Annotated in this window: 16 protein-coding genes; 9 read left to right on the plus strand and 7 right to left on the minus strand. The window is 57.5% G+C overall.

Translation table 11 applies throughout. From position 1 onward, the window contains the following. The 7 genes from uca to urtE all read left to right on the plus strand — a co-directional run bounded on the left by uca (position 1) and on the right by urtE (position 9,859). On the plus strand, positions 1-3,618 hold the full coding sequence (uca, locus tag F3J38_RS13475) for an urea carboxylase (protein WP_167139156.1): 3,618 nt from the start codon (positions 1-3) through the stop codon (positions 3,616-3,618). Between the two features lie 9 nt (positions 3,619-3,627). After that, positions 3,628-4,326 (plus strand): GntR family transcriptional regulator, encoded by a 699-nt coding sequence (locus F3J38_RS13480; RefSeq protein WP_167139158.1) that lies wholly within the window; start codon positions 3,628-3,630, stop codon positions 4,324-4,326. Positions 4,327-4,354: 28 nt separating this feature from the next. Continuing rightward, on the plus strand, positions 4,355-5,623 hold the full coding sequence (gene urtA / locus F3J38_RS13485; protein ID WP_167139160.1) for an urea ABC transporter substrate-binding protein: 1,269 nt from the start codon (positions 4,355-4,357) through the stop codon (positions 5,621-5,623). A 110-nt stretch (positions 5,624-5,733) separates the two neighbouring features. Next, positions 5,734-7,299 carry an urea ABC transporter permease subunit UrtB gene (gene urtB, locus F3J38_RS13490; RefSeq protein ID WP_167139162.1) on the plus strand — a complete coding sequence of 522 codons (1,566 nt, stop codon included), beginning with the start codon at positions 5,734-5,736 and terminating at the stop codon, positions 7,297-7,299. Continuing rightward, positions 7,299-8,375: an urea ABC transporter permease subunit UrtC gene (gene urtC, locus F3J38_RS13495; protein WP_038649201.1), complete on the plus strand. Its 1,077-nt coding sequence runs from the start codon at positions 7,299-7,301 to the stop codon at positions 8,373-8,375. Before urtB ends, urtC begins: the two co-directional genes overlap by 1 nt. Beyond that, positions 8,368-9,159 carry an urea ABC transporter ATP-binding protein UrtD gene (urtD, locus tag F3J38_RS13500; protein WP_167139164.1) on the plus strand — a complete coding sequence of 264 codons (792 nt, stop codon included), beginning with the start codon at positions 8,368-8,370 and terminating at the stop codon, positions 9,157-9,159. The genes urtC and urtD overlap by 8 nt, the downstream gene beginning before the upstream one ends. Position 9,160: 1 nt before the next feature. Further along, complete coding sequence (gene urtE, locus F3J38_RS13505) at positions 9,161-9,859, plus strand: urea ABC transporter ATP-binding subunit UrtE (protein ID WP_167139166.1); 699 nt, start codon at positions 9,161-9,163, stop codon at positions 9,857-9,859. A 158-nt stretch (positions 9,860-10,017) separates the two neighbouring features. On the opposite strand, the gene F3J38_RS13510 is transcribed toward urtE, so the two are convergent. From F3J38_RS13510 to rbsK, 4 genes are all read right to left on the minus strand, one after another. Then, on the minus strand, positions 10,018-11,604 hold the full coding sequence (locus F3J38_RS13510) for a methyl-accepting chemotaxis protein (protein WP_167139168.1): 1,587 nt from the start codon (positions 11,602-11,604) through the stop codon (positions 10,018-10,020). Positions 11,605-11,770: 166 nt separating this feature from the next. Then, positions 11,771-12,784 (minus strand): aldose 1-epimerase family protein, encoded by a 1,014-nt coding sequence (locus F3J38_RS13515; protein ID WP_167139170.1) that lies wholly within the window; start codon positions 12,782-12,784, stop codon positions 11,771-11,773. After that, positions 12,781-14,106 (minus strand): L-fucose:H+ symporter permease, encoded by a 1,326-nt coding sequence (gene fucP / locus F3J38_RS13520; RefSeq protein WP_167139172.1) that lies wholly within the window; start codon positions 14,104-14,106, stop codon positions 12,781-12,783. Before fucP ends, F3J38_RS13515 begins: the two co-directional genes overlap by 4 nt. Positions 14,107-14,115: 9 nt before the next feature. After that, the gene (rbsK, locus tag F3J38_RS13525) at positions 14,116-15,033 is read right to left on the minus strand and encodes a ribokinase (RefSeq protein ID WP_167139174.1); all 918 of its coding nucleotides are present in this window, start codon (positions 15,031-15,033) and stop codon (positions 14,116-14,118) included. 361 nt (positions 15,034-15,394) lie between these two features. On the opposite strand from rbsK, the gene deoR reads away from it, so the two are divergent. Then, the gene (gene deoR, locus F3J38_RS13530) at positions 15,395-16,159 is read left to right on the plus strand and encodes a DNA-binding transcriptional repressor DeoR (RefSeq protein ID WP_167139176.1); all 765 of its coding nucleotides are present in this window, start codon (positions 15,395-15,397) and stop codon (positions 16,157-16,159) included. Between the two features lie 2 nt (positions 16,160-16,161). On the opposite strand, the gene F3J38_RS13535 is transcribed toward deoR, so the two are convergent. Further along, positions 16,162-17,109, minus strand: coding sequence for a 2-hydroxyacid dehydrogenase (locus F3J38_RS13535; protein ID WP_167139178.1), 948 nt, complete (start codon positions 17,107-17,109; stop codon positions 16,162-16,164). A gap of 174 nt (positions 17,110-17,283) precedes the next feature. On the opposite strand from F3J38_RS13535, the gene ettA reads away from it, so the two are divergent. Next, a complete protein-coding gene (ettA, locus tag F3J38_RS13540; RefSeq protein ID WP_072017012.1) occupies positions 17,284-18,951 on the plus strand; it encodes an energy-dependent translational throttle protein EttA in 1,668 nt (555 codons plus the stop codon). A gap of 678 nt (positions 18,952-19,629) precedes the next feature. On the opposite strand, the gene nadR is transcribed toward ettA, so the two are convergent. Together nadR and radA are read right to left on the minus strand one after the other, a co-directional pair. Then, positions 19,630-20,856, minus strand: a complete 1,227-nt coding sequence (gene nadR / locus F3J38_RS13545; RefSeq protein WP_167139180.1) for a multifunctional transcriptional regulator/nicotinamide-nucleotide adenylyltransferase/ribosylnicotinamide kinase NadR — start codon at positions 20,854-20,856, stop codon at positions 19,630-19,632. 177 nt (positions 20,857-21,033) lie between these two features. Further along, positions 21,034-22,416 (minus strand): DNA repair protein RadA, encoded by a 1,383-nt coding sequence (radA, locus tag F3J38_RS13550; RefSeq protein ID WP_038649226.1) that lies wholly within the window; start codon positions 22,414-22,416, stop codon positions 21,034-21,036. Positions 22,417-22,425: the final 9 nt, after the last annotated feature.

Genomic DNA, 22,425 nt, shown 5'->3' on the forward strand with positions numbered 1-22,425 from the left:
ATGTTCAGCACCGTTCTGATTGCTAACCGTGGCGAAATCGCCTGCCGTGCGATTCGTACCCTCAAACGCCTCGGCGTGAAAAGTGTTGCCGTTTACTCCGATGCCGACCGTAACGCGCGCCATGTGAAAGAAGCCGATGTGGCAATTGCACTGGGTGGCGATAAAGCCAGTGACAGCTATCTGCGCATCGATAAAATTTTGGCCGCCGCCAAAGAGACCGGCGCGGAAGCCATCTGGCCGGGCTACGGCTTCCTGTCTGAGAGCCTGCCGTTTGCCGCCGCCTGTGAAGAAGCGGGGATTGCTTTTGTTGGCCCGACGGCGCAGCAGATTGGCGAGTTTGGCCTGAAGCACCGTGCGCGTGAACTGGCGGCCAGCGCAGGCGTACCCATGACACCAGGCACGCCGCTGCTCAATTCGCTGGAGGAGGCGCTCGGTGCGGCCGAAAACATCGGTTATCCGGTGATGCTGAAAAGCACGGCGGGCGGCGGCGGCATTGGCTTAACCCGCTGTGACGATGCGGAGGCGCTTCGTAACGCGTGGGAAAGCGTGCGTCGTCTCGGCGAGCAGTTTTTCAGTGATGCAGGCGTGTTCCTGGAGCGCTTTATCGACCGCGCACGCCACGTCGAAGTACAGATTTTTGGTGACGGCACGGGCAAAGTGATCGCGCTCGGTGAGCGTGACTGCTCATTGCAGCGTCGCAACCAAAAAGTGGTGGAAGAGACCCCGGCACCGAACCTGCCGCAGGCCACACGTGAAGCATTACTGGCTTCGGCGGTGCGTCTGGGCGAGTTAGTCAGCTATCGTAGTGCCGGTACCGTGGAATACATCTACGACGCCGCACAGGACGCATTCTACTTCCTCGAAGTGAACACCCGCTTGCAGGTGGAGCATCCGGTGACAGAGTGTGTGACCGGCCTCGATCTGGTGGAGTGCATGCTGAAGGTTGCCGCTGGTGATGCCATCGACTGGCCACGTCTGCAGCAGGCCCCCAAAGGCGCGTCGATTGAAGTGCGTATCTACGCCGAAGATCCGTTGAAAAACTTCCAGCCAAGCCCCGGCACCCTGACCGGCGTCAGTTTCCCGGAAGACGTACGCGTGGATGGCTGGATCGATACCGGCACCGAAGTTTCAGCGTTCTACGATCCGATGATCGCCAAACTGATCGTTCACGCCGAAACGCGTGAAGCGGCGCTGGCGAAAATGCAGCAGGCGCTCGATGCCACCCAGCTGCATGGCATCGCCACCAACCTCGACTATCTGCGCCAGATTGTTGCTACTGAAGCGTTCCACAACGGCAAAGTGTGGACACGTTTTCTCGACAGCTTTACCCCGTCTGCCAGCGTGATTGAAGTATTGCAACCGGGCACCTTCAGCAGCATCCAGGATTTCCCTGGCCGCCTTGGCTACTGGGATATCGGCGTGCCGCCTTCTGGCCCGATGGATGATTATGCTTTCCGCCTCGCTAACCGCATTGTCGGCAACCACGACAGCGCCGCCGGACTGGAGTTTACCCTGCAAGGGCCGACGCTGCGTTTCCACAGTGAGGCGGTGATTGCCCTGACCGGAGCCGATTGCCCGTCAGAATTGGATGGCGAGAGCCTCGATTACTGGCAGCCAATCAGCGTGAAAGCAGGCCAGACGCTGACGTTAGGCCGCGCGCAAAGCGGTTGCCGCACCTATTTAGCGGTGCGCAACGGCTTCGACGTGCCGGAGTACCTCGGCAGCCGATCCACCTTCTCACTCGGCCAGTTTGGCGGCCATGCCGGACGCACCCTGCGCGTCGCCGATATGCTGCCGATCTCCCAGCCATTGTTGGCGGCCTGCACCACGCCCGCGCCGGTCAGTGAGCCGCAAGCGCTGGATCACGCGCTGGTGCCGCACTACGGCACTGAATGGCGTATTGGCGTGCTGTATGGTCCGCATGGCGCACCGGACTTCTTCACCCAAGCGGCCATTGACGAGTTCTTCGCCAGCGACTGGCAGGTGCACTACAACTCCAACCGTCTTGGTGTGCGTTTGGTCGGACCGAAACCGACCTGGACACGTGCCAACGGCGGCGAAGCCGGGCTGCACCCTTCTAACGTGCACGACTGCGAATACGCGATTGGCGCGGTGAACTTCACGGGTGACTTCCCGGTGATCCTGACCCATGACGGCCCAAGCCTCGGCGGCTTTGTCTGTCCGGTGACGATTGCCAAAGCGGAATTGTGGAAAGTCGGCCAGGTGAAGCCGGGCGACCGCATTCGCTTCCATCCGATCAGCGCTGACGAAGCGGTGGCGCTGGAGAAAGTCCAGGCGCACAGCGTGGAAACCCTGCGCAGCACTCATGCGCCAGCCTTTGAGGTGCCCTCACTGGCGGCCAGTGACATCGGCTCTGCTACCCTGCTGGCGGCATTACCTGCGACATCCACCACGCCTGCTGCCGTGTATCGCCAGGCCGGGGATAAATACGTGCTGATTGAGTACGGCGATAACGTACTGGATCTGGCGCTGCGTCTGCGTGTGCATCTGCTGATGAATGCGCTGCGTGACCGTGCGGTGCCTGGCGTGGAAGAGCTATCGCCTGGCGTGCGCTCATTGCAGGTGCGCTATGACAGCCTGATCCTCAGCCAGAAACAGCTGATGACTCTGCTGCTGGAACTGGAAGCCGGACTCGGTGATGTCAGCCAGCTGAAGGTGCCTTCACGCATCGTCTGGATGCCAATGGCGTTTGAAGACAGCGCCACACTCGGTGCCGTCGAGCGTTATCAGGAAACCGTGCGTGCCACTGCGCCATGGCTGCCGAACAACGTTGATTTTATTCAGCGCATCAACGGCCTGGAGAGTCGTGAAGCCGTCCGTGACACTCTTTTCGACGCCAGCTATCTGATCCTCGGCTTGGGGGATGTCTATCTCGGTGCGCCTTGTGCAGTGCCGATCGATCCGCGTCATCGTCTGCTCAGCTCCAAATACAGCCCGGCGCGTACCTTCACCGCGGAAGGCACGGTCGGTATCGGCGGCATGTACATGTGCATCTACGGCATGGACTCGCCAGGCGGCTATCAGTTGGTGGGCCGCACGCTGCCAATCTGGAACAAATTCCTCAAGAACGATCAGTTCGCCGCAGATGAGCCGTGGCTGCTGCACTTTTTCGATCAGGTGCGCTTCTATCCGGTGACCGAAGACGAACTCACCCAGCTGCGTGATGACTTCCGCGAAGGGCGAGCCACAGTACGCATCGAAGAGACGCTGTTTGATTTCGCTGCCCACCAGCAGTTCCTCGCGGAGCACGCCGACTCGATAGCTGCCTTCCGTCAGCGCCAGTCAGCTGCCTTCGAACAGGAAGTAACGCTGTGGGCGCAGGAAGAGCAGAACGCGCCACTTACCAGTGAAGAGACGCTGATCGCCCCGGAAGCCGATGAAGATGCGCTGGCAGTGTGCGCCGATATGAACGGCAACATCTGGAAAGTGCTGGTGCAGCCGGGTGACGCGGTGGAGGCCGGTCAAACGCTGATCATCGTCGAAGCGATGAAGATGGAACTGGCGATTGTCGCGCCGCAGGCAGGCACGGTGAAACGCATCGCCTGCCAGGCAGGACGTCCGGTGAGTCCGGGCGACACCCTGCTGTGGCTGGAATAAGGAGCTCGCATGCATCAAAGCCCACGCAGCAAAGGCCGCCCGGAAGCGCTGGCGGAGAAGGTGTATCAGGCATTGAAACAGGACATTTTTGAGTTTCGTTTGATGCCCGGAGACCGCTTTAGCGAAAACGAAATCGCCGATCGGCTCGAAGTGAGCCGCACGCCGGTGCGTCAGGCGCTGTTCTGGCTGGAGCGCGAGGGCTATGTCGAAGTGTGGTTCCGCAGCGGCTGGCAGGTGAAGCCGTTCGACTTCGAATACTTCGAGGAACTGTACGACTTCCGCACCGTGCTGGAGCGCGAAGCGGTGCGCCGCCTGTGCGCGCTGCCGCCACTGGCCTGTGCGGAGATCCTGACCGAACTGAAACGTTTCTGGATCGATGCACCACGCCTTGAGGATGGCAAAGCGGTGTCGTCGCACGACGAAGCCTTTCACATGGCGCTGGTGGCCGCCGCTGGCAATCAGGAGATGGCGCGTATCCACGCCGAATTGACCGAAAAGATCCGCATTATCCGTCGTCTCGACTTTACCCGTGACGACCGGGTGGATGCGACATACCGCGAACACGCTCAGATTTTACGGGCGATTTTCCAGCAACACACCGAGGAGGCACAGCGCATTTTAACCGACCACATCGCCGTCAGTAAGGCAGAGGTCAGAAAGATCACATTGCATATGTTACAGCAGGCCCGGCTTCAACCCATTGAATAAAAACACTAACGCATTTAGAGGGTTAACGATGAAAAGACGTTCGTTGCTAAAAGCTTTTGCGCTCTCCGCCACCGTGGCCAGTTTGGGCTTTACCTTTGGTGCTCAGGCCGCTGATACCATTAAAGTCGGCATTATGTCGTCGCTTTCCGGCACCATGGCGATCTCCGAGACGCCGCTGAAAGACGTGGCCCTGATGACCATTGATGAAATCAACGCCAAAGGCGGCGTGCTGGGCAAGAAGCTGGAACCAGTGGTGGTCGATCCGGCATCTAACTGGCCGCTGTTCGCGGAAAAAGCCCGCCAGTTGTTAACGCAGGATAAAGTCGCAGCGGTGTTCGGTTGCTGGACTTCGGTCTCACGTAAGTCGGTGCTGCCGGTGTTTGAAGAGCTGAACGGCCTGCTGTTCTATCCGGTGCAGTATGAAGGCGAAGAGATGTCGCCAAACGTGTTCTACACCGGTGCCGCACCTAACCAGCAGGCGATTCCGGCAGTGGAGTACCTGATGAGCGAAGACGGCGGCAGCGCCAAACGCTTCTTCCTGCTGGGTACTGACTACGTCTACCCACGTACCACCAACAAGATCCTGCGCGCCTTCCTGCACACCAAAGGCATTCAGGATAAAGACATTGAAGAGGTCTATACGCCGTTTGGCTACAGCGATTATCAGACCATCGTTTCTAACATCAAGAAGTTCTCTGCCGGTGGCAAAACCGCCGTGATCTCCACCATCAACGGTGACTCCAACGTGCCGTTCTACAAAGAGCTGGCTAACCAGGGCATCAAAGCCACGGATATTCCGGTGATCGCCTTCTCTGTCGGCGAGGAAGAACTGCGCGGGATTGATACCAAACCGCTGGTTGGTCAGTTAGCCGCGTGGAACTACTTCGAATCGGTGGATAACCCGACTAACGCCAAATTCGTGGCGGATTACCGTGCTTACGCCAAAGCGCACAACCTGCCGAACGCAGGCACCGTGGTGACCAATGACCCGATGGAAGCGACTTACGTAGGCATCCATATGTGGGCGCAGGCGGTAGAAAAAGCAGGCACCACCGATGTGGACAAAGTACGTGCGGCGATGGCCGGACAGACCTTTAAAGCACCGGACGGCTTCACGCTGACCATGGATAAAACCAACCACCACCTGCACAAGCCGGTGATGATTGGTGAAGTGGAAGAGAACGGCCAGTTCAACGTGGTGTGGCAGACCGATAAAACGGTGCGCGCCCAGCCATGGAGCCCGTATATCGCCGGTAATGATAAGAAGCCTGACTATCCGGTGAAATCGACGAAGTAATGCCGTGGTCGCCCTCAGGGGCGGCCCGATCTGCTTTGCATGGATACTCCAGGGTCGTCATTGATGGCGACCGTTTTCAACACTGCACCACCGTCAACAGGACGATAACCATGATCCTCCGCCGTTATCTTTGCTGTCTGCTGCTGCTCCTGCCGTGGCTCGCGCAGGCTGGCGATGGCGCTGATTTCGCCGCCGCCAGCCGCACTGATCAGGCCAACCTGCTGCAACAGTGGGCTGCCGCCCCGCAGGCCAGCCGCATGCCGCTGCTGCAGGCACTGCGTAACGAAAGCATGGTCATCGACCAAAATAAGCAGCCGTTCAGCAAGCAGGATGACAAACTCATCCCGCTGGACAGCGCACAACAGCCGACGGGTGAGACCAAAAAACTGTTTATGAACAACCGTCTGCGCGTGTTAGTCGCCAGCGCCCTCGCCGCCCACCAGTTGGTGAGCGAGGATCCCGCGATTCGCCTGCGTGCCGCACAACAGTTGCAAAACGATGGGGCGGTCGATCAGTTGCCGCTGATCGAACAGCGCCTCGCCGTGGAAAAAGACGCTCAGGTTCACGCCGTGCTCGCCATGGCCGCCGCCAACCTGCAACTTGCCAGCCCGGATGCCCGCGTGCGCCTCAAAGCCGTCACGCTGCTCGGTGAATCCAGCGATCCTAATATGCAGGCCAGCCTCAATCGCTTAACGCAGGCCAGCAACGAACCCGATGCGCAGGTGCGCGCCGCGGCCACAGAAAGCCTGCAACAAATCAAACATCGCCTGATGTGGGGCGATCTCTTCGGTCAGGCGTTTACCGGCCTGTCACTCGGTTCCATCCTACTGCTGGCGGCACTCGGTCTGGCGATCACTTACGGCCTGCTTGGCGTGATCAACATGGCGCACGGTGAGATGCTGATGCTGGGCGCTTACGCTACCTGGTTCGTACAGAACCTGTTCCAGCAGTTCGCACCGCAGTGGCTGGCCTGGTATCCGCTGCTGGCACTGCCCGTTGCGTTCCTGGTCACAGCCGGTATCGGCATGCTGCTGGAGCGCACCATTATTCGCCATTTATACGGCCGCCCGCTGGAAACCCTACTCGCCACCTGGGGCATCAGCCTGATGCTGATCCAACTGGTGCGTATGTTGTTTGGCGCACAGAACCTGGAAGTGGCTAACCCGAGCTGGCTGTCTGGCGGCTGGCAAGTGCTGCCTAACCTGGTGCTGCCGTACAACCGTATTGCGGTGATTCTGTTTGTATTTGCCGTGCTGGGCCTCACCTGGCTGCTGCTCAATAAAACGCGTTTGGGCCTAAGCGTGCGCGCCGTAACGCAAAACCGTGCGATGGCCGATTGCTGCGGCGTGCCAACCGGGCGCATCGATATGCTGGCGTTTGGTCTGGGTTCTGGCATTGCCGGACTGGGCGGCGTGGCGCTGTCGCAACTCGGTAACGTCGGCCCGGAACTGGGACAGGGTTACATCATCGACTCCTTCCTGGTGGTGGTGCTGGGCGGCGTAGGCCAGTTGGCGGGCACGGTGGTTGCCGCCTTCGGACTGGGTATCCTCAACAAAGTGCTGGAACCACAAATAGGTGCGGTGCTGGGTAAAATCCTCATCCTTGTGCTGATCGTGCTGTTCATTCAGAAACGTCCTCAGGGCCTGTTCGCCTTCAAAGGGAGGGTAATAGACTGATGAGCCAACCCCTTACATTAACGCTGACGCGCAAAGCGCCGCGCCTCAGTATCAGCCTCGGAATCCTGATCACCGTGCTGCTGTTGGTGCTGCCGTTCTGCGCTCTGCTACCGGCCACGCATCCGCTGGCAATCTCCACTTATACGCTGACCTTGATCGGCAAAATCCTCTGCTATGCGATTGTCGCGGTGGCGCTGGATCTGGTGTGGGGCTATGCCGGATTGCTGTCTCTTGGACATGGCCTGTTCTTCGCATTGGGCGGCTATGCGATGGGCATGTACCTGATGCGCCAGGCATCGGGCGAGGGCTTACCGGCCTTTATGTCGTTCCTGTCGTGGAATGAGCTGCCGTGGTTCTGGGCGGGTACCCAGCACTTTGCCTGGGCGCTGTGTCTGATCATGCTGGTGCCGGGTTTGCTGGCGCTGGTGTTCGGCTACTTCGCCTTCCGCTCAAAAATCAAAGGCGTTTATTTCTCGATCATGACGCAAGCGTTGACCTACGCGGGCATGCTGCTGTTCTTCCGTAATGAAACCGGCTTTGGCGGTAACAACGGTTTTACCGGCTTCACCACTCTGCTCGGCTTTAACGTTACCGCCACCGGCACGCGCATTGGACTGTTCGTCGCCACCGTGCTGCTGTTGTTAATCAGCCTTGGCATTGGCTTCGCACTGGCGCGCAGTAAGTTTGGCCGGGTGCTCACCGCCGTGCGTGATGCCGAAAACCGTTTGATGTTTGTCGGTTACGACCCCAAAGGCTTCAAGCTGTTTGTCTGGACGCTGTCGGCGGTGTTATGTGGTCTTGCGGGCGCGCTGTATGTGCCGCAGGTCGGCATTATCAATCCCAGTGAAATGTCGCCGACCAACTCGATTGAAGCCGCTATTTGGGTGGCACTCGGCGGGCGCGGCACCTTAATTGGGCCACTGCTGGGCGCGGCGATTGTGAACGGGGCCAAAAGCTGGTTCACCGTGGCCTTCCCGGAATATTGGCTGTTCTTCCTCGGCCTGATGTTTATCCTCGTCACGCTGTTCCTACCGCGTGGTGTGATTGGCCTGCTGCGCCGGAGGCGTGATGACTGAGCAACTGTTTACCCAACCTCATCCGGCGGACCGCCATCGCGATCAGAGCGATCCGGTGCTACAGCTGGAGAAGATCAACGTCTCCTTTGACGGCTTCCGCGCACTCACCGATCTGTCACTGAAGATCGGCGTTGGCGAGCTGCGTTGTGTGATCGGCCCCAACGGCGCGGGCAAAACCACGCTGATGGATGTGATCACCGGCAAAACCCGTCCGGACAACGGCCAGGTGATCTACGACCAGGACACCGATCTCACCAAAATGTCTTCTGTGGAAATCGCGCGCGCCGGCATTGGCCGCAAGTTCCAGAAACCCACGGTGTTTGAGGCATTAACGGTGTTTGAAAACCTTGAGATCGCACTGAAAAACGATAAATCGGTGTGGGCCAGTTTGCGCGCCAGGCTGAACGGCGAGCAACAGGATCGCATTGATGAGGTGCTAAAGCTGCTGCGACTGGGTGGTGAACGTCAGCGCAAGGCCGGGCTGCTGTCGCACGGTCAGAAACAGTTTCTCGAAATCGGCATGCTGTTAGTGCAGGACCCGCATCTGCTGCTGCTCGACGAACCGGCGGCAGGCATGACCGATGCGGAAACCGAGTACACCGCCGAGCTGTTTCGCAGTTTGGCGGGTAAGCACTCGCTGATGGTGGTCGAGCACGACATGGGCTTTGTCGAGACCATCGCCGATCACGTCACGGTACTGCATCAGGGCCAGGTGCTGGCTGAGGGATCGTTACGCGAAGTGCAGGCGAACGATCGGGTCATTGACGTTTATCTGGGGCGCTAAGATGCTGCAAGTATCCGAACTGAATCAATATTACGGCGGCAGCCATATTTTGCGCGGCCTCTCTTTTGAAACCAAACCGGGCGAAATTACCTGCCTGCTGGGGCGCAACGGCGTAGGGAAAACCACGCTACTGAAATGCCTGATGGGGCTGATTCCGGCTAAATCCGGTGAAATCCGCTGGCAGGACAAGGTGATCAATGGCCGTAAGCCGCACCAGCGTGTGCAGTCAGGCATTGCCTATGTGCCGCAGGGCCGTGAAATTTTTCCGCGCCTGACGGTGGAAGAGAATCTGCTGATGGGGCTGGCGCGCTTCTCGGGGGCGCAGGCCAAATCCGTGCCCGAAGAGATCTATCAGCTGTTCCCGGTGCTGGGCGAAATGAAAGCCCGTCGCGGCGGCGATCTTTCCGGCGGGCAGCAGCAGCAGTTGGCGATCGGTCGTGCGCTGGCATGCAAGCCACAGCTATTGATCCTGGATGAGCCGACCGAAGGGATTCAGCCATCGGTGATCAAGGAGATCGGCGCAGTGATCCGCCAGCTAGCCCAGCGTGGGGATATGGCGATCTTACTGGTGGAGCAGTTTTACGATTTCGCCGCCGAGCTGGCGGATCAGTATCTGGTGATGTCGCGCGGAGAGATCGTGCAACGCGGCGCGGGTGCGAATATGGAAGCAGAAGGCGTGCGCGGGCTAGTGGCGATTTAACCGTAGGGTGCGTATTCAGGTACAAACCGGGCACATGGGTAACACTTTAAACCGGGCACATGGGTAACACTTTAGACCGGGCACATGGGTAACAGTTATAAATGGCGCCCCAACGGCTCAATGCCTATCGCTATAGCGGCGCCATTTATTGTGCGAAATTACTGAGCTGGCTTCGACTCCAACTGGAACACGCTGATATTCTCCACCAGCGAACCAACCTGCTGATTCAGCGCACGTGCCGACTGGGCGGACTGCTGCGAAAGCGTGGCATTCTGCTGGGTGGCGGCATCCAAGTGGGTCACCGCCAGATTCACCTGCTCAATGCCTACACTCTGCTCCGCGCTGGCGGATGAGATGTTCTCCATCAGCTCGCACAACTGCTTCACGCTCTCAACGATCTCCTGCATTGACGAGCCCGCGCCTTTCACCAGCGTGTTACCCTGTGCAATCAAACTCACCGAACGATCGGTTAAGCCACGGATGTCGCGTGCCGCCGAAGCCGAACGCTGTGCCAGCGCGCGCACTTCCGACGCCACCACCGCAAAGCCACGCCCATCATTCCCAGCGCGTGCCGCTTCGACCGCCGCATTCAGTGCCAGAATATTGGTCTGGAACGCAATGCCATCAATCACCGTGACAATCTCATTGATCTCACGTGAGAACTGGTGAATCTCGCCCATCGCCACCACCACTTTTTCCACCACTTCACCGCCGTCTCCGGCACGCTGGCGGGTATCACGCGCGATATCGCTAGCATGCCGCGCGTTCTCGGCATTGTTTTTCACCACGGAAGTCAGCTGCTCCATTGAGGCCGCGGTCTCTTCCAACGCACTGGCCTGCGCTTCGTTGCGCGCCGACAACTCGCGGCTGCCGTGTGCGACCTGATCGGTGGTGTCGGCAATCGCTTCGGTGCCGGAACGCACCCCCGTGACAATGCGCGTCAGGTTATGATTCATATCACGCAGCGCCGCCATCAGCTGTGCGGTTTCGTCGCGTCCTGAAACCTCAATCTGGGTGCGCAGGTCACCCGCTGCCACAGTTTTCGCCACGTTAATCGCCTGCTTCAGTGGACGCGTAATACTCTGAATCAGCCAGGCGGTAATGCAGATACCCACCAGCAAGATACAGCCCATGGCGATCAGCAGCAGCATGCGGGTTTTCTGGTAATGGGCGAGGTTATTGGCTTCAATCTCTTCATGCATCTGCTGCGCGCGTTTCAGCGTTGCAGCGACCAGATCATCGATTTGCTGCGTCGGGGCGCGGTCAATACCGGTCACCAGATGGTCCACCCGGTTCGCACTGTTAATATCGCTGATACTGTAGTTTTCCAGTGCCGCCAGGTACTTACTCTCCAGACCGGCATGAACAGCGCGCGCCTGTTCATCTGGTGCATTTGGCAAGCCCAGCGACGTCTGAATCTGACTCAGTTTGCTCAGCAGCGCCTGAGTTTGTTGGCTCTCTTTCAAAAACGCCTTTTTGTACTTATCGAAGGTCTCCTGCCCTTGGGTGCCGCGCAACAGGGTATTTTTCCACTCCTGTACCTGTATCTTGAACTGCACCTGCGCACTGCGCGCGGTGTCGATGCTGTCAGCAATCAGCACTTCGCGTGCCATGACGTCCTGATTGTTTTCCAGCGCCTGCATATTGACTTGCAGTCCGTGCAGTCCCATCAACAACGTAGCGAACAGCAGCAGCGTGGCGAGAAACCCCAGCCGCTGGCCAATTTTAAAATGGTTGAGCTTCATAAATCTAAACCCTGATGATAAAGAGAGGAGAACCAATGTGACGAATGTCACAGGGGTTATCGTCCATCAAGGCAATGGGCTTTATGCATTTGGCGAGGATATTGTGTGACAGTTTTATGAATAGCGAGGCGGTATAAATCGAGGCGGCACAAAGGGCCGCCTGTGATTACAGAATGCCCGTCTCGACGCTGAAATGTCGCTTCTCGCCGGGAGCCAGCTCAATCAGCGTGCCAGCGCGCTGCGCCGCGTTAAATCCTTCCGGTCGACAGGTGGAAGGCAGCACGTAAGCCGCCACCTGCTGATCGTGATTGTGCAGCAGCCAGCGCGTGGCGTGGGGGAACTGACGGCTATCAAAACGCGTCATCAAGGCATAGCCTTCCGGTGCATGCAGTTCGAACTGCACCTCATGGCCGTACTGCGCTAGATCGTCGGCAAAGAACACGATCTCCGGATCACACATCGCAGGCTGATCCAACTGCTGTAATGCCTGCGGATCGCGCGCCAGCTGATCGGTATAGGCGGTCCACTGCGGCGTCGGTTTCACGTGCGCCGGGATCGAGGTGCGCAGCTTGAAAGCATCCTGCGGGATCGACTGCTTAAAGCGGCCATTGGCCAGCCAGGCGCTGTTCAGATGGCACATGTACTGCAGTGGCATCGGCGCGCCCGCCAGATTGGTGACGTTCATTTCGATGTGCAGGCGAGGCGTGTTAGCGTGCAAACGCACCGCTGGAGAGGCCAGATAGTGATGGCCAAAGCCTTTCACATATTCGGTTTCCCCTTCCAGCGACACGCGATCCTGCTCCAGCACCATCCATGCGCTGTCCATGCGCGCACAGGCCATTTCACCGTGCAGCGGATGGTCATCATCCGGCGCCGGGCAGCCGTTCGCCAGCAGGCCGGAATGGAAGGCGAAACAGCCGTAGGTATCGATAATCGAACTGCCCAACAGCGGCTGTTTAAAACTGTGTCCCATGGTGAGGGAATGACCATCGAAGGTCGCGTCCCACACCATTTGACCGTAAAACGGCAGCACGATCACCGTGCCGCGTTGGTTACGGATGCGTACCGCTTCCACACCCGCCGGATAGCGAAACAACTCGACGTGGAAATAGTCATTGTGCAGCAGCGTACTCGGGGTTTCATGGAACTGCTCACGACGCAGCGGTAAACGGGTTTTCATGGCATCTCCTCGACCAGACGACCTGCCTGCATCGCCTGATTTTTATGGCGCAGTTCGCCCCAGAAATAGAAACCAACCCAGGCGAAGCACAGCAGCGACACACCAAAGGCCAGCTGCATCGACCCCAGATGATCGGAGGCGAAGCCCTGAATCGCCGGGATAAACGCCGCGCCGACAATCGACATGACGATAAACGCGCCTGCCACTTCGGTGTACTTGTTATCCACCGTGGCCAGCGTGCCCGCGTAAATCGTCGCCCAGCAGGGTCCAAACAGCACACTGACAAACACTGCCGCGTAGACAGCGGTAAAGTTTGGCACAAACATCACCCACGCGAGGGTGATCACGCCGAGCACCGAGTAGGCAATCAGCACTTTTTCCGCACGGAAGCGTGTCATCAGGAAGTTGGCGACAAACTTGCCGATGAAGAAGCAGATAAAGCTGTAAATCATAAAGTTAGACGCGTGGCGTTCGTTTGTAGCACCCAGCGTCAGCGCCAGACGGATGGTGAAGGACCACACTGCCACCTGCATTCCGACATACAGGAACTGCGCGACGATGCCGCGTTTAAAGTGGCGATTACCGGCCAGATAGCGGAAGGTTTCGCTTAGCGACGGCAGTGACTTTTCACTCGACGCCGGTTTGCAGCGCGGATAACGGGTAAACAGGAACAACAGCATCACCACCACTAACACCATCACCAGATATTTGTACGGCTCCAGCGTGTGTTCCAGCATGCTCAGGCGGAAGGCATGTGCCTGCTCGGCATTCATGCCCGCCATCTGCGTATGCAGACTTTCGCCGTCCTGGAACACCAGATATTTACCCAACACAATGCCCATCAGCGCGCCAATCGGATAGAACGTCTGGCTGATGTTAAGACGCAGCGTGGCGTGATCGCGATGGCCTATCATCGAGCTATAGGTATTCGCAGCGGTTTCGAGAAAGCTTAAACCAATGGCGATGGCGAAGATCGCCGCGAGGAACATGGTGTAAGTCGCCATGTGCGAGGCGGGATAGAACAGCACGCAGCCGACGATATACAGCACCAGTCCCATCAAAATCGCCAGCTTGTAAGTGGCTTTGCGGATCACCAGTGAAGCCGGAATCGCAATCAGGAAGTAACCGCCGTAAAACGCACTCTGTACCAGCGCACTGGCAAAATCACTCAGTGCAAACACGCTTTTGAACTGAGTGATCAGGATGTCGTTTAAACTCGCGGCGCATCCCCATAACGGGAACAGGCACGAGAGCAAGATGAACTGGAACAGCGGCGTCTTATTCAGATAGCCGTCGGGTTGCTGAACAATGTTCGGTTGCATAGCTCGACCTCAGTTTACGTTGAGAAAACGCTGGAAGGTGTCCGCGTCCGGGTAGGAACGTTGCGTGCCGCGTCCAGTGACGCTGCAGGCGGCATAGGCCGAGGCTTGCGCCATCGCCGTGGGGATATCGCTGGTCTTCACCAGCACATGCGCAAAGCAGCCGATAAAAGCATCACCGGCGCCGCTGGTGTCCACCGCCTTCACTGACGTTGGCGCGACCTGATGCAGCGTGTCGCCCGCCATCCACAGTGAACCGCGCGCACCCAGCGTGATAATCAGGTTTTTGAGGCCGCGCTTGAGCAGCATCTGGCCTGCACGGATCACTTCATCATCGGTTCCGACCGGCATGCCGGTAAGGATCTCCAGTTCCGTTTCGTTAGGCATGAAGAAGTCGCACTTACAGGCATAATCGATATCGAGATTTCCCACCGCCGGTGCCGGATTAAGGATCACTTTGATGTCGTGCTGGCGGGCAAAATCAATCGCGTAATAGACGGTTTCCAAAGGAATTTCGAGTTGCAGGATAATCAGTTGGCACGCTTTCAGCGCCTCAGCCGCCGCATCAATATCGGCCGGTTTGAGCTGCTGATTGGCGCCTTTGATAATCAGAATGCGGTTCTGCGATTGGTCATCAACGAAGATCGGTGCCACGCCGCTGGAAGTGCCCGGCGCGGTGGTGACAAATTGGGTGTCGACGCCCTGCTGCTTGAGGTTCTCCACCGTGTTTGGCGCAAACAGGTCGTCGCCCACTTTGCTCACCATCATCACGCTGCCACCCATTTTCGCGGCGGCCACCGCCTGATTCGCCCCTTTGCCACCACAGCCGATGGCGAAATCAGGTGCTTCCAGTGTTTCGCCCGCTTTCGGCATCTGATTGGTATAGGTAATAAGGTCCACCATATTCGACCCAATAACCGCGATATCCATTGTTAACTCCCCGGTGAATTTTTTAGCTTTAAAATGTTATTTAAATCACACTATCAGGTTATAAAAGTTAATGGTGTGACAAAATTCACATCTTGATAGGGTAAAGTGAACGTTTTAAGGGGAGTAAAGAAAATGATGATGTTATTATTTTAACAAATAAACATCATGACAAAGCAGGTCTGAGGTACGCTACGGGAGTTTACGGCGCGATCTCATTACAGGTAAGATTGAAAATCTGCCTGCTGGATGTGGTGCAAATCATTAAAATCTGTGAGATTTATTGTGATTTGCAGTTGGCTGCGTGAAAGCGTTCACCGGTCAGGCCTCTTAACTTCAGGAAAACCCTTACACAGAGATGCTCATGGAAACCCGGCGCGACGAACGCATTCACAAGCTAGCGCAAGCACTGAAGCGCACCGATAAGCTGCATCTGAAAGATGCGGCACAGCTCTTGGGCGTCTCCGAGATGACTATCCGCCGCGATCTGACCGAACCGGCTTCAACGGTGGTCTTGCTGGGCGGTTATATCGTCAGCGATCCGAAAAGCCATGCCGGGCACTATTTCGTCTCCGATCAGCACGGGCAAAATGCCGCACGCAAACAGCGGCTGGCACAGGCGGCAGCCAGTCTGATCAGCGAAAACGATACGGTGTTTTTTGACTGTGGCACAACGCTGCCTTACATCGTGGATGCGATTCCGGACACGCTGGCGTTCACCGCGATTTGCTGCGCTATGAACACTTTCCTCGCACTGAAAGAAAAACCGGCCTGCAACGTGATCCTCAGTGGCGGCGAGTTTCATGCCGATAACGCGCTGTTCACCCCGATTGGCGCTCACTCGATCCTCGACGATCTCTGCCCGACGCTGGCGTTTATCTCGGCGGCCGGAATCGATCTCGAACAGGGCGCAACCTGCTATAACATCAATGAGTTGGCGATGAAACACCATGCGATGCTGCGTGCCCGCACGCGCGTGTTAGTGGCAGACAGCAGCAAATTTGGCAAAGTGCTGCCCGCGCGCATTGGTGAGCTACGCCGTTTTGATTTACTGGTGAGCGACAGCGCCCCAGAACCGACGCTGAAGAACTGGCTGGCACAGCAGAACATCCCGCTGCGCCTGCCTTAAGATCAGGCTTTGCGGTCGATCACCGCCTCGCCGTCGCGCAGACGGCGCAGGTTATCGCAGATCCCTTTGATAATTCCTTTCATTGAAACATCGGTGACACCGCCAATGTGCGGCGTTGCGATCACGTTATAGCTGAACACCGGATCCTGCGGATGCGGGGGTTCCTGCCAAAACACATCCAACCCGGCTCCAGCCAATTTTTTTGTCTCCAGCGCAGCCAGAAACGCCTGCTTCTCGATCAGGCCACCGCGTCCCAGGTTGATCAGGAAGCTGTCTGGTTTCATCTGCGCCAGCGCATCGGCATTGATGATGTTGTGCGTCGCAGCATTGTCAGGCAGGCTGAGCACGACAAAATCGGCCTGCTGCAACAGTTCCGGCAGCTGCGCCATATTACCGACCCAGTCGAGTTGATGTTGGCGCGCAAAAGCTTCATCCGCCTCACGTTTTACCCCGATCATGCGCATACCAAACGGAGCCAGTCGTTTCGCCAGGGCTTTGCCGATGCCGCCTAGCCCCACCAATCCCACGGTTTTGCCCATCAGGCCTAAGCCAATGGGTTGACCCAGTCTCTGCTGTGCCAGGCAATCGGCGATCTCATGCTGGCGACGTGCCAGGCCAATCATCATCCAGATCCCTAATTCCGCCACCGAATCCGCATTGCCTGAATCGTCGGAAGGCACGTTCGCGACCATAATGCCGGCGTGCTTCGCCGCGTCGAGATCCACGCCCTCCAGGCCTACGCCCGCCTGCTGAACCAATTTCAAGCGATCCGCCGTGGCAATCAACCGAGCATCCACCCGGCACATGCCTGGGATCAGCGCATCAAAACCGGCCAAGCTCTCTGCCGCGTGGCCCGCCGAGGCAATAAATTCCATATCCGGTAACGTCTGGCGAATGGCCGGAATTAACCCGCCCCATGCATTTTCATCCGCAGCTATCAGCACTCTCATCGAACTCCCTCCGTTTTTCAGGCAAAAAAGCAGCATAGCGGCTGTTGAGTGAGAATCAATCAGTTATGGGCGCTCCTGAAGATTCAACGCCATGCGGCTGTGATTGCCAGGTGAAAACGGCTAAACTTCAGCATCTGAGGTTCCACCATTCACAGACCAGAGGCTCATTACAACGTGGCTCAATTCGTCTATAGCATGCATCGCGTCGGCAAAGTGGTTCCGCCGAAGCGTCACATTCTGAAGAACATCTCTCTTAGCTTCTTCCCTGGCGCCAAAATCGGTGTACTCGGCCTGAACGGCGCGGGTAAATCCACCCTGCTGCGCATCATGGCCGGTATTGATACCGATATCGAAGGGGAAGCACGCCCACAACCGGGCATTAAAGTCGGCTATCTGCCGCAGGAACCTAAACTCAACCCAGAGCACACCGTACGTGAATCTGTGGAAGAGGCGGTTTCTGAAGTCGTTGGCGCACTGAAGCGTCTCGACGAAGTGTACGCACTGTATGCCGACCCTGATGCCGATTTCGATAAACTGGCTGCCGAACAAGGTCGTCTGGAAGAAGTTATCCAGGCGCACGATGGCCATAACCTCGACACCCAGCTGAACCGTGCTGCTGATGCGATGCGTTTACCAGATTGGGATGCCAAAATTGGCAACCTGTCCGGTGGTGAGCGCCGCCGCGTCGCGCTGTGCCGTCTGCTGCTGGAAAAGCCAGACATGCTGCTACTCGACGAGCCGACCAACCACCTGGATGCAGAATCCGTGGCCTGGCTGGAACGTTTCCTGCACGACTTCGAAGGCACCGTGGTGGCGATCACGCACGACCGTTACTTCCTCGACAACGTTGCAGGCTGGATTCTGGAGCTGGACCGCGGTGAAGGTATTCCGTGGGAAGGCAACTACTCCTCTTGGCTGGAGCAGAAAGATCAGCGTCTGGCGCAGGAAGCTTCTTCTGAAGCGGCACGTCGTAAGTCGATTGAGAAAGAGCTGGAGTGGGTTCGTCAGGGCGCGAAAGGCCGTCAGTCCAAGGGCAAAGCCCGTCTGGCGCGTTTCGAAGAGCTGAACAACACCGAATACCAGAAACGTAACGAAACCAACGAATTGTTCATTCCACCAGGTGCGCGCCTCGGCGACAAGGTGCTGGAAGTGACCAACCTGAGCAAATCGTATGGCGACCGCGTACTGATCGACGATCTAACCTTCTCGGTGCCGAAAGGCGCGATTGTCGGCATCATCGGCCCGAACGGTGCCGGTAAATCGACCCTGTTCCGCATGATGTCCGGTCAGGAGCAGCCAGATTCTGGCACCATCGAGCTGGGCGAAACCGTCAAGCTGGCGTCCGTGGACCAGTTCCGTGACGCGATGGACAATTCGAAAACCGTGTTTGAAGAAGTGTCAGGTGGTCAGGACATTATGCGCGTCGGCAACGTTGAGATGCCAAGCCGTGCCTATGTCGGCCGCTTCAACTTCAAAGGCACCGATCAGGGCAAACGCGTTGGCGAGCTGTCCGGTGGTGAGCGTGGTCGTCTGCACCTCGCGAAACTGCTGCAAGTTGGCGGCAACCTGTTGCTGCTCGATGAACCGACCAACGACCTGGACATCGAAACCCTGCGCGCGCTGGAAAACGCCCTGCTGGAGTTCCCAGGCTGTGCCATGGTGATCTCGCATGACCGTTGGTTCCTTGACCGCATCGCCACCCACATCATCGATTATCAGGATGAAGGTAAGGTGGAGTTCTTCGAAGGTAACTTTACTGAGTACGAAGAGTACAAGAAACGCACCCTCGGCGCTGACGCGCTGGAGCCGAAGCGTATCAAGTACAAGCGTATGGCGAAGTAATTGTCATGATGTGAAAAAGGCGCCGATTGGCGTAATGCCAGTCAGTTAAGGTCCTGTTCGGCTAAGGCCGCTATTTTGTTAAAATGGCGGCCTTTTCTTATACGCGGGTGGGCATGTTGGTGAGGGCCACAGCACCTCTGCTGCTGCCGGGCCGTCCTCGCGCCGCTTCGCGGTGCCTTCGGCTGCAACGTCGCGCCGGCCGGAACGTTCGGGTACGGCCGTCCTGGCCTACCCGAACTGCCTGTCGCATCCCTGCGACTGGCTCCTGGCACAACGTCTCTGCCTCAGCGCTGCGAATAGCCCTTGCAGCAGCAGAGGCGCTGTGGCCTCAGACAATGTGCCCTTTGTGGCAGTAAAAGCGCTATCGCCTGAGCCATCGTGCCCTTTCAAACAGCGTACACGGATGTTAGCAAGCAGGCTGGTGCCGCTCTGGGGATGGCATTTCGCAGCGCTGAACGGAATGAGGAAGCCAGGAGAGCCAGCATGGATGCTGGCGAAAGGTGCAGCCGGGACAGGGAAAGTCCCGTCTGCGCCGGTCCGTCAGGCGGACGAGTGAAGTGAAGGTACCGCGTCAGCGGCGCGAGGACAACCAGCCCCAGAGCGGCACCAGACTGCGTTATCATCAGATGCTTAACTGACAAGCATTGCGCCGATCGGCGCCTTTTTTATCGCTGGTGCTTAAGCGCCCAACATCTCTTTCACTAACTCAACGCAGCGCAGGAAGCGCGTATCGTAGTCATCCTCTTTCACATGAACGAACTCAATGTTGTTTTCACGCAGCATGGTCACCAGCATTGACTGAAACTCGCGGCGATCCATAGAACTGCCCAGGCTGCGCAAGCCGTCTGCCACCCACGGCACATTATTCTCCAGCAAGATCACCAGATCGAAACGGTACTCATCGATCAGCGCCTGCACAAACGGGTGCTCGCGTCCCTCATACTTGAGGCAAAACGCCTGCGTGGTGACAAAATCGGTATCGATAAAGGCCACTTTGCTGGCGTATTTCACTGCGAAATCAATGTACTGCGCCTGACCCAGCGCGATCTTATCGTAGTCAGAATACTGCAACGCCATCTCATCGCCACCGAGGTGCGAGAAGACATAATCGCGACCGTATTCCCACGCACTGGTGGTGTTAAAGATGTTCGCCAACTTGTTCACCAGCGTGGATTTGCCGCTTGATTCCCCCCCGAGGATTGCCACAGTACGCACAAAGAACGGCTTCACTTCGGTAGGAATGTATTCCCAGTAACGGAACGGATCCTGGCGAATCTGCCCACCGCTGATGTTCATAAAGGATCGGTTGGGATCGATCACCACCGTCGAGATGCCGAGGTGCTGTTGGTACATCGCCGCATCCGGCTCTTCACTGGTGTAAATGCAATCAGGCTCAATGCCCTGCTCGGAGAGGAATTTCTTTACCCCTTCGCTCCACACATCCCAGCCGTGTGGATAAGGTTCGATCCCCTCTTCATCAAACGAGTGGATGCGGATGTTCTTCTGGTACTTGAAGGTCTGTAACAACCAGCGCAGGCGATCGCTGACGGTCGGCTGCTGCGACATGGCACTGTTTTCAAACAGCTCGCGATCGCGCGGATCGTCATGGCCCATGATGATGTGCAGCTCATCCACCTGGCTGCAGGCGCGCTGTATCAGATAGATGTGGCCGGTGTGCAGCGGGTAGAATTTACCGAATACCACGCCAACGGTTTTGTCACGGCGGGGGAATTCCAGCCCAAGAAATCGGTGCAGTGCTTCCAGCTTTTGCGCGCTGGGGCTTTTGATTTTGGCATTCAGCAACTGGCTCAAGTAGCCTTTGGTCATCCCGCTGGCATCTGCAACCTGCTGCAGCGTATGGCCCTGCTGGCGTATGGCGGTTTTCAGGTAGTCGAACGATGACATTTGGTGCCTCCTGCATGGGAAATAATGGGATGGGGTATGCGCTGGCCCTCACCCCGGCCCTCTCCAGTTTACGTGAGAGGGAAAAGTCTGTGCGGTACGTTTATCAAGATGCGCATGAATGCGCACCCTACGTTGACGATAAATTGTAGGGGCGGCATTTATGCCGCCCTGGCGAAATTACAGCTCGTCCAATATCGCCAGCGCATCCGCCAGCTTCTTAGCGCTGTACACTTTCATGCCGTCGATGGCCTTTTTCGGTGCATTGCCCGCCGGCACAATCGCGCGCTTGAAACCATGCTTGGCGGCTTCGGAAATTCGCTCCTGTCCGCTTGGCACCGGACGAATTTCACCGGCCAGCCCCACTTCACCGAAGATCACTAAATCCTGCGGCAGTGGACGGTCACGCAAGCTCGATACCATCGCCAGCAGCAGCGCGAGGTCAGCACTGGTTTCGGTGACTTTCACACCACCAACCACATTGACGAACACATCCTGATCCGCCATTTGTAAACCGCCGTGCCGGTGCAGCACCGCCAGCAAAATCGCCAGACGGTTTTGCTCAAGGCCGACCGCGACACGACGCGGGTTGCCCATCATCGAGTGATCTACCAGCGCCTGAATCTCCACCAGCAGCGGACGCGAACCTTCCCACACCACCATCACCGAACTGCCAGAGGTGACTTCATCGCCGCGTGACAGAAAAATAGCTGACGGGTTGCTGATTTCACGCATGCCCTGCTCGGTCATGGCGAACACGCCCAATTCATTCACCGCACCGAAGCGGTTTTTATGGCTGCGAAGCGTGCGGAAACGGGAATCGGCATCGCCATCCAGCATCACCGAACAGTCGATGCAGTGCTCCAGTACTTTGGGCCCCGCCAGTGAACCGTCTTTGGTCACGTGGCCTACCATCACAATCGCCACGCCGCGCGTTTTAGCGAAGCGAGTAAGGTAAGCGGCGGTTTCACGTACCTGCGCAACACTACCGGGCGAAGACTGGATATCCGCCATGTGCATCACCTGGATGGAGTCGATAACCATCAGTTTCGGCTGTTCCTGCTCGGCGATCAGACAGATCTGCTCGATGCTGGTTTCCGACAACATGTTCAGGTTTTCGGTGGGTAATCCCAGACGATGAGCGCGCATCGCGACCTGTTGCAGTGACTCTTCACCGGTGACATACAAGGTTTTCATCCCTTCGGACAGCTTGCACATCACCTGCAACAGCAGTGTCGATTTACCGGCTCCCGGATTACCACCGATCAAAATCGCACTGCCTGGCACTACACCGCCGCCCAGCACGCGATCGAACTCTTTGAAGCTGGTGGAGAAACGCGGCACGGCTTCGAGGCTGATCTCTGACAGCTTCTGCACCCGGCTGGGTCCAGCGCTCCCGGCATAGCCACTCAGACGCTCGTTACGCGCTGCCGCAGGCGAGGCGGCAATACGCACCTCGGTGATGGTGTTCCACGCGTTGCAGGCGCTGCACTGCCCCTGCCAGCGTGGATAGTCTGCGCCGCACTCGTTACAAACGAAGGCGCGTTTTGCCGCTTTGGCCAAATCAAATCC

This window comes from Candidatus Pantoea formicae (genome assembly GCF_011752625.1).
Lineage (GTDB): Bacteria > Pseudomonadota > Gammaproteobacteria > Enterobacterales > Enterobacteriaceae > Pantoea > Pantoea formicae.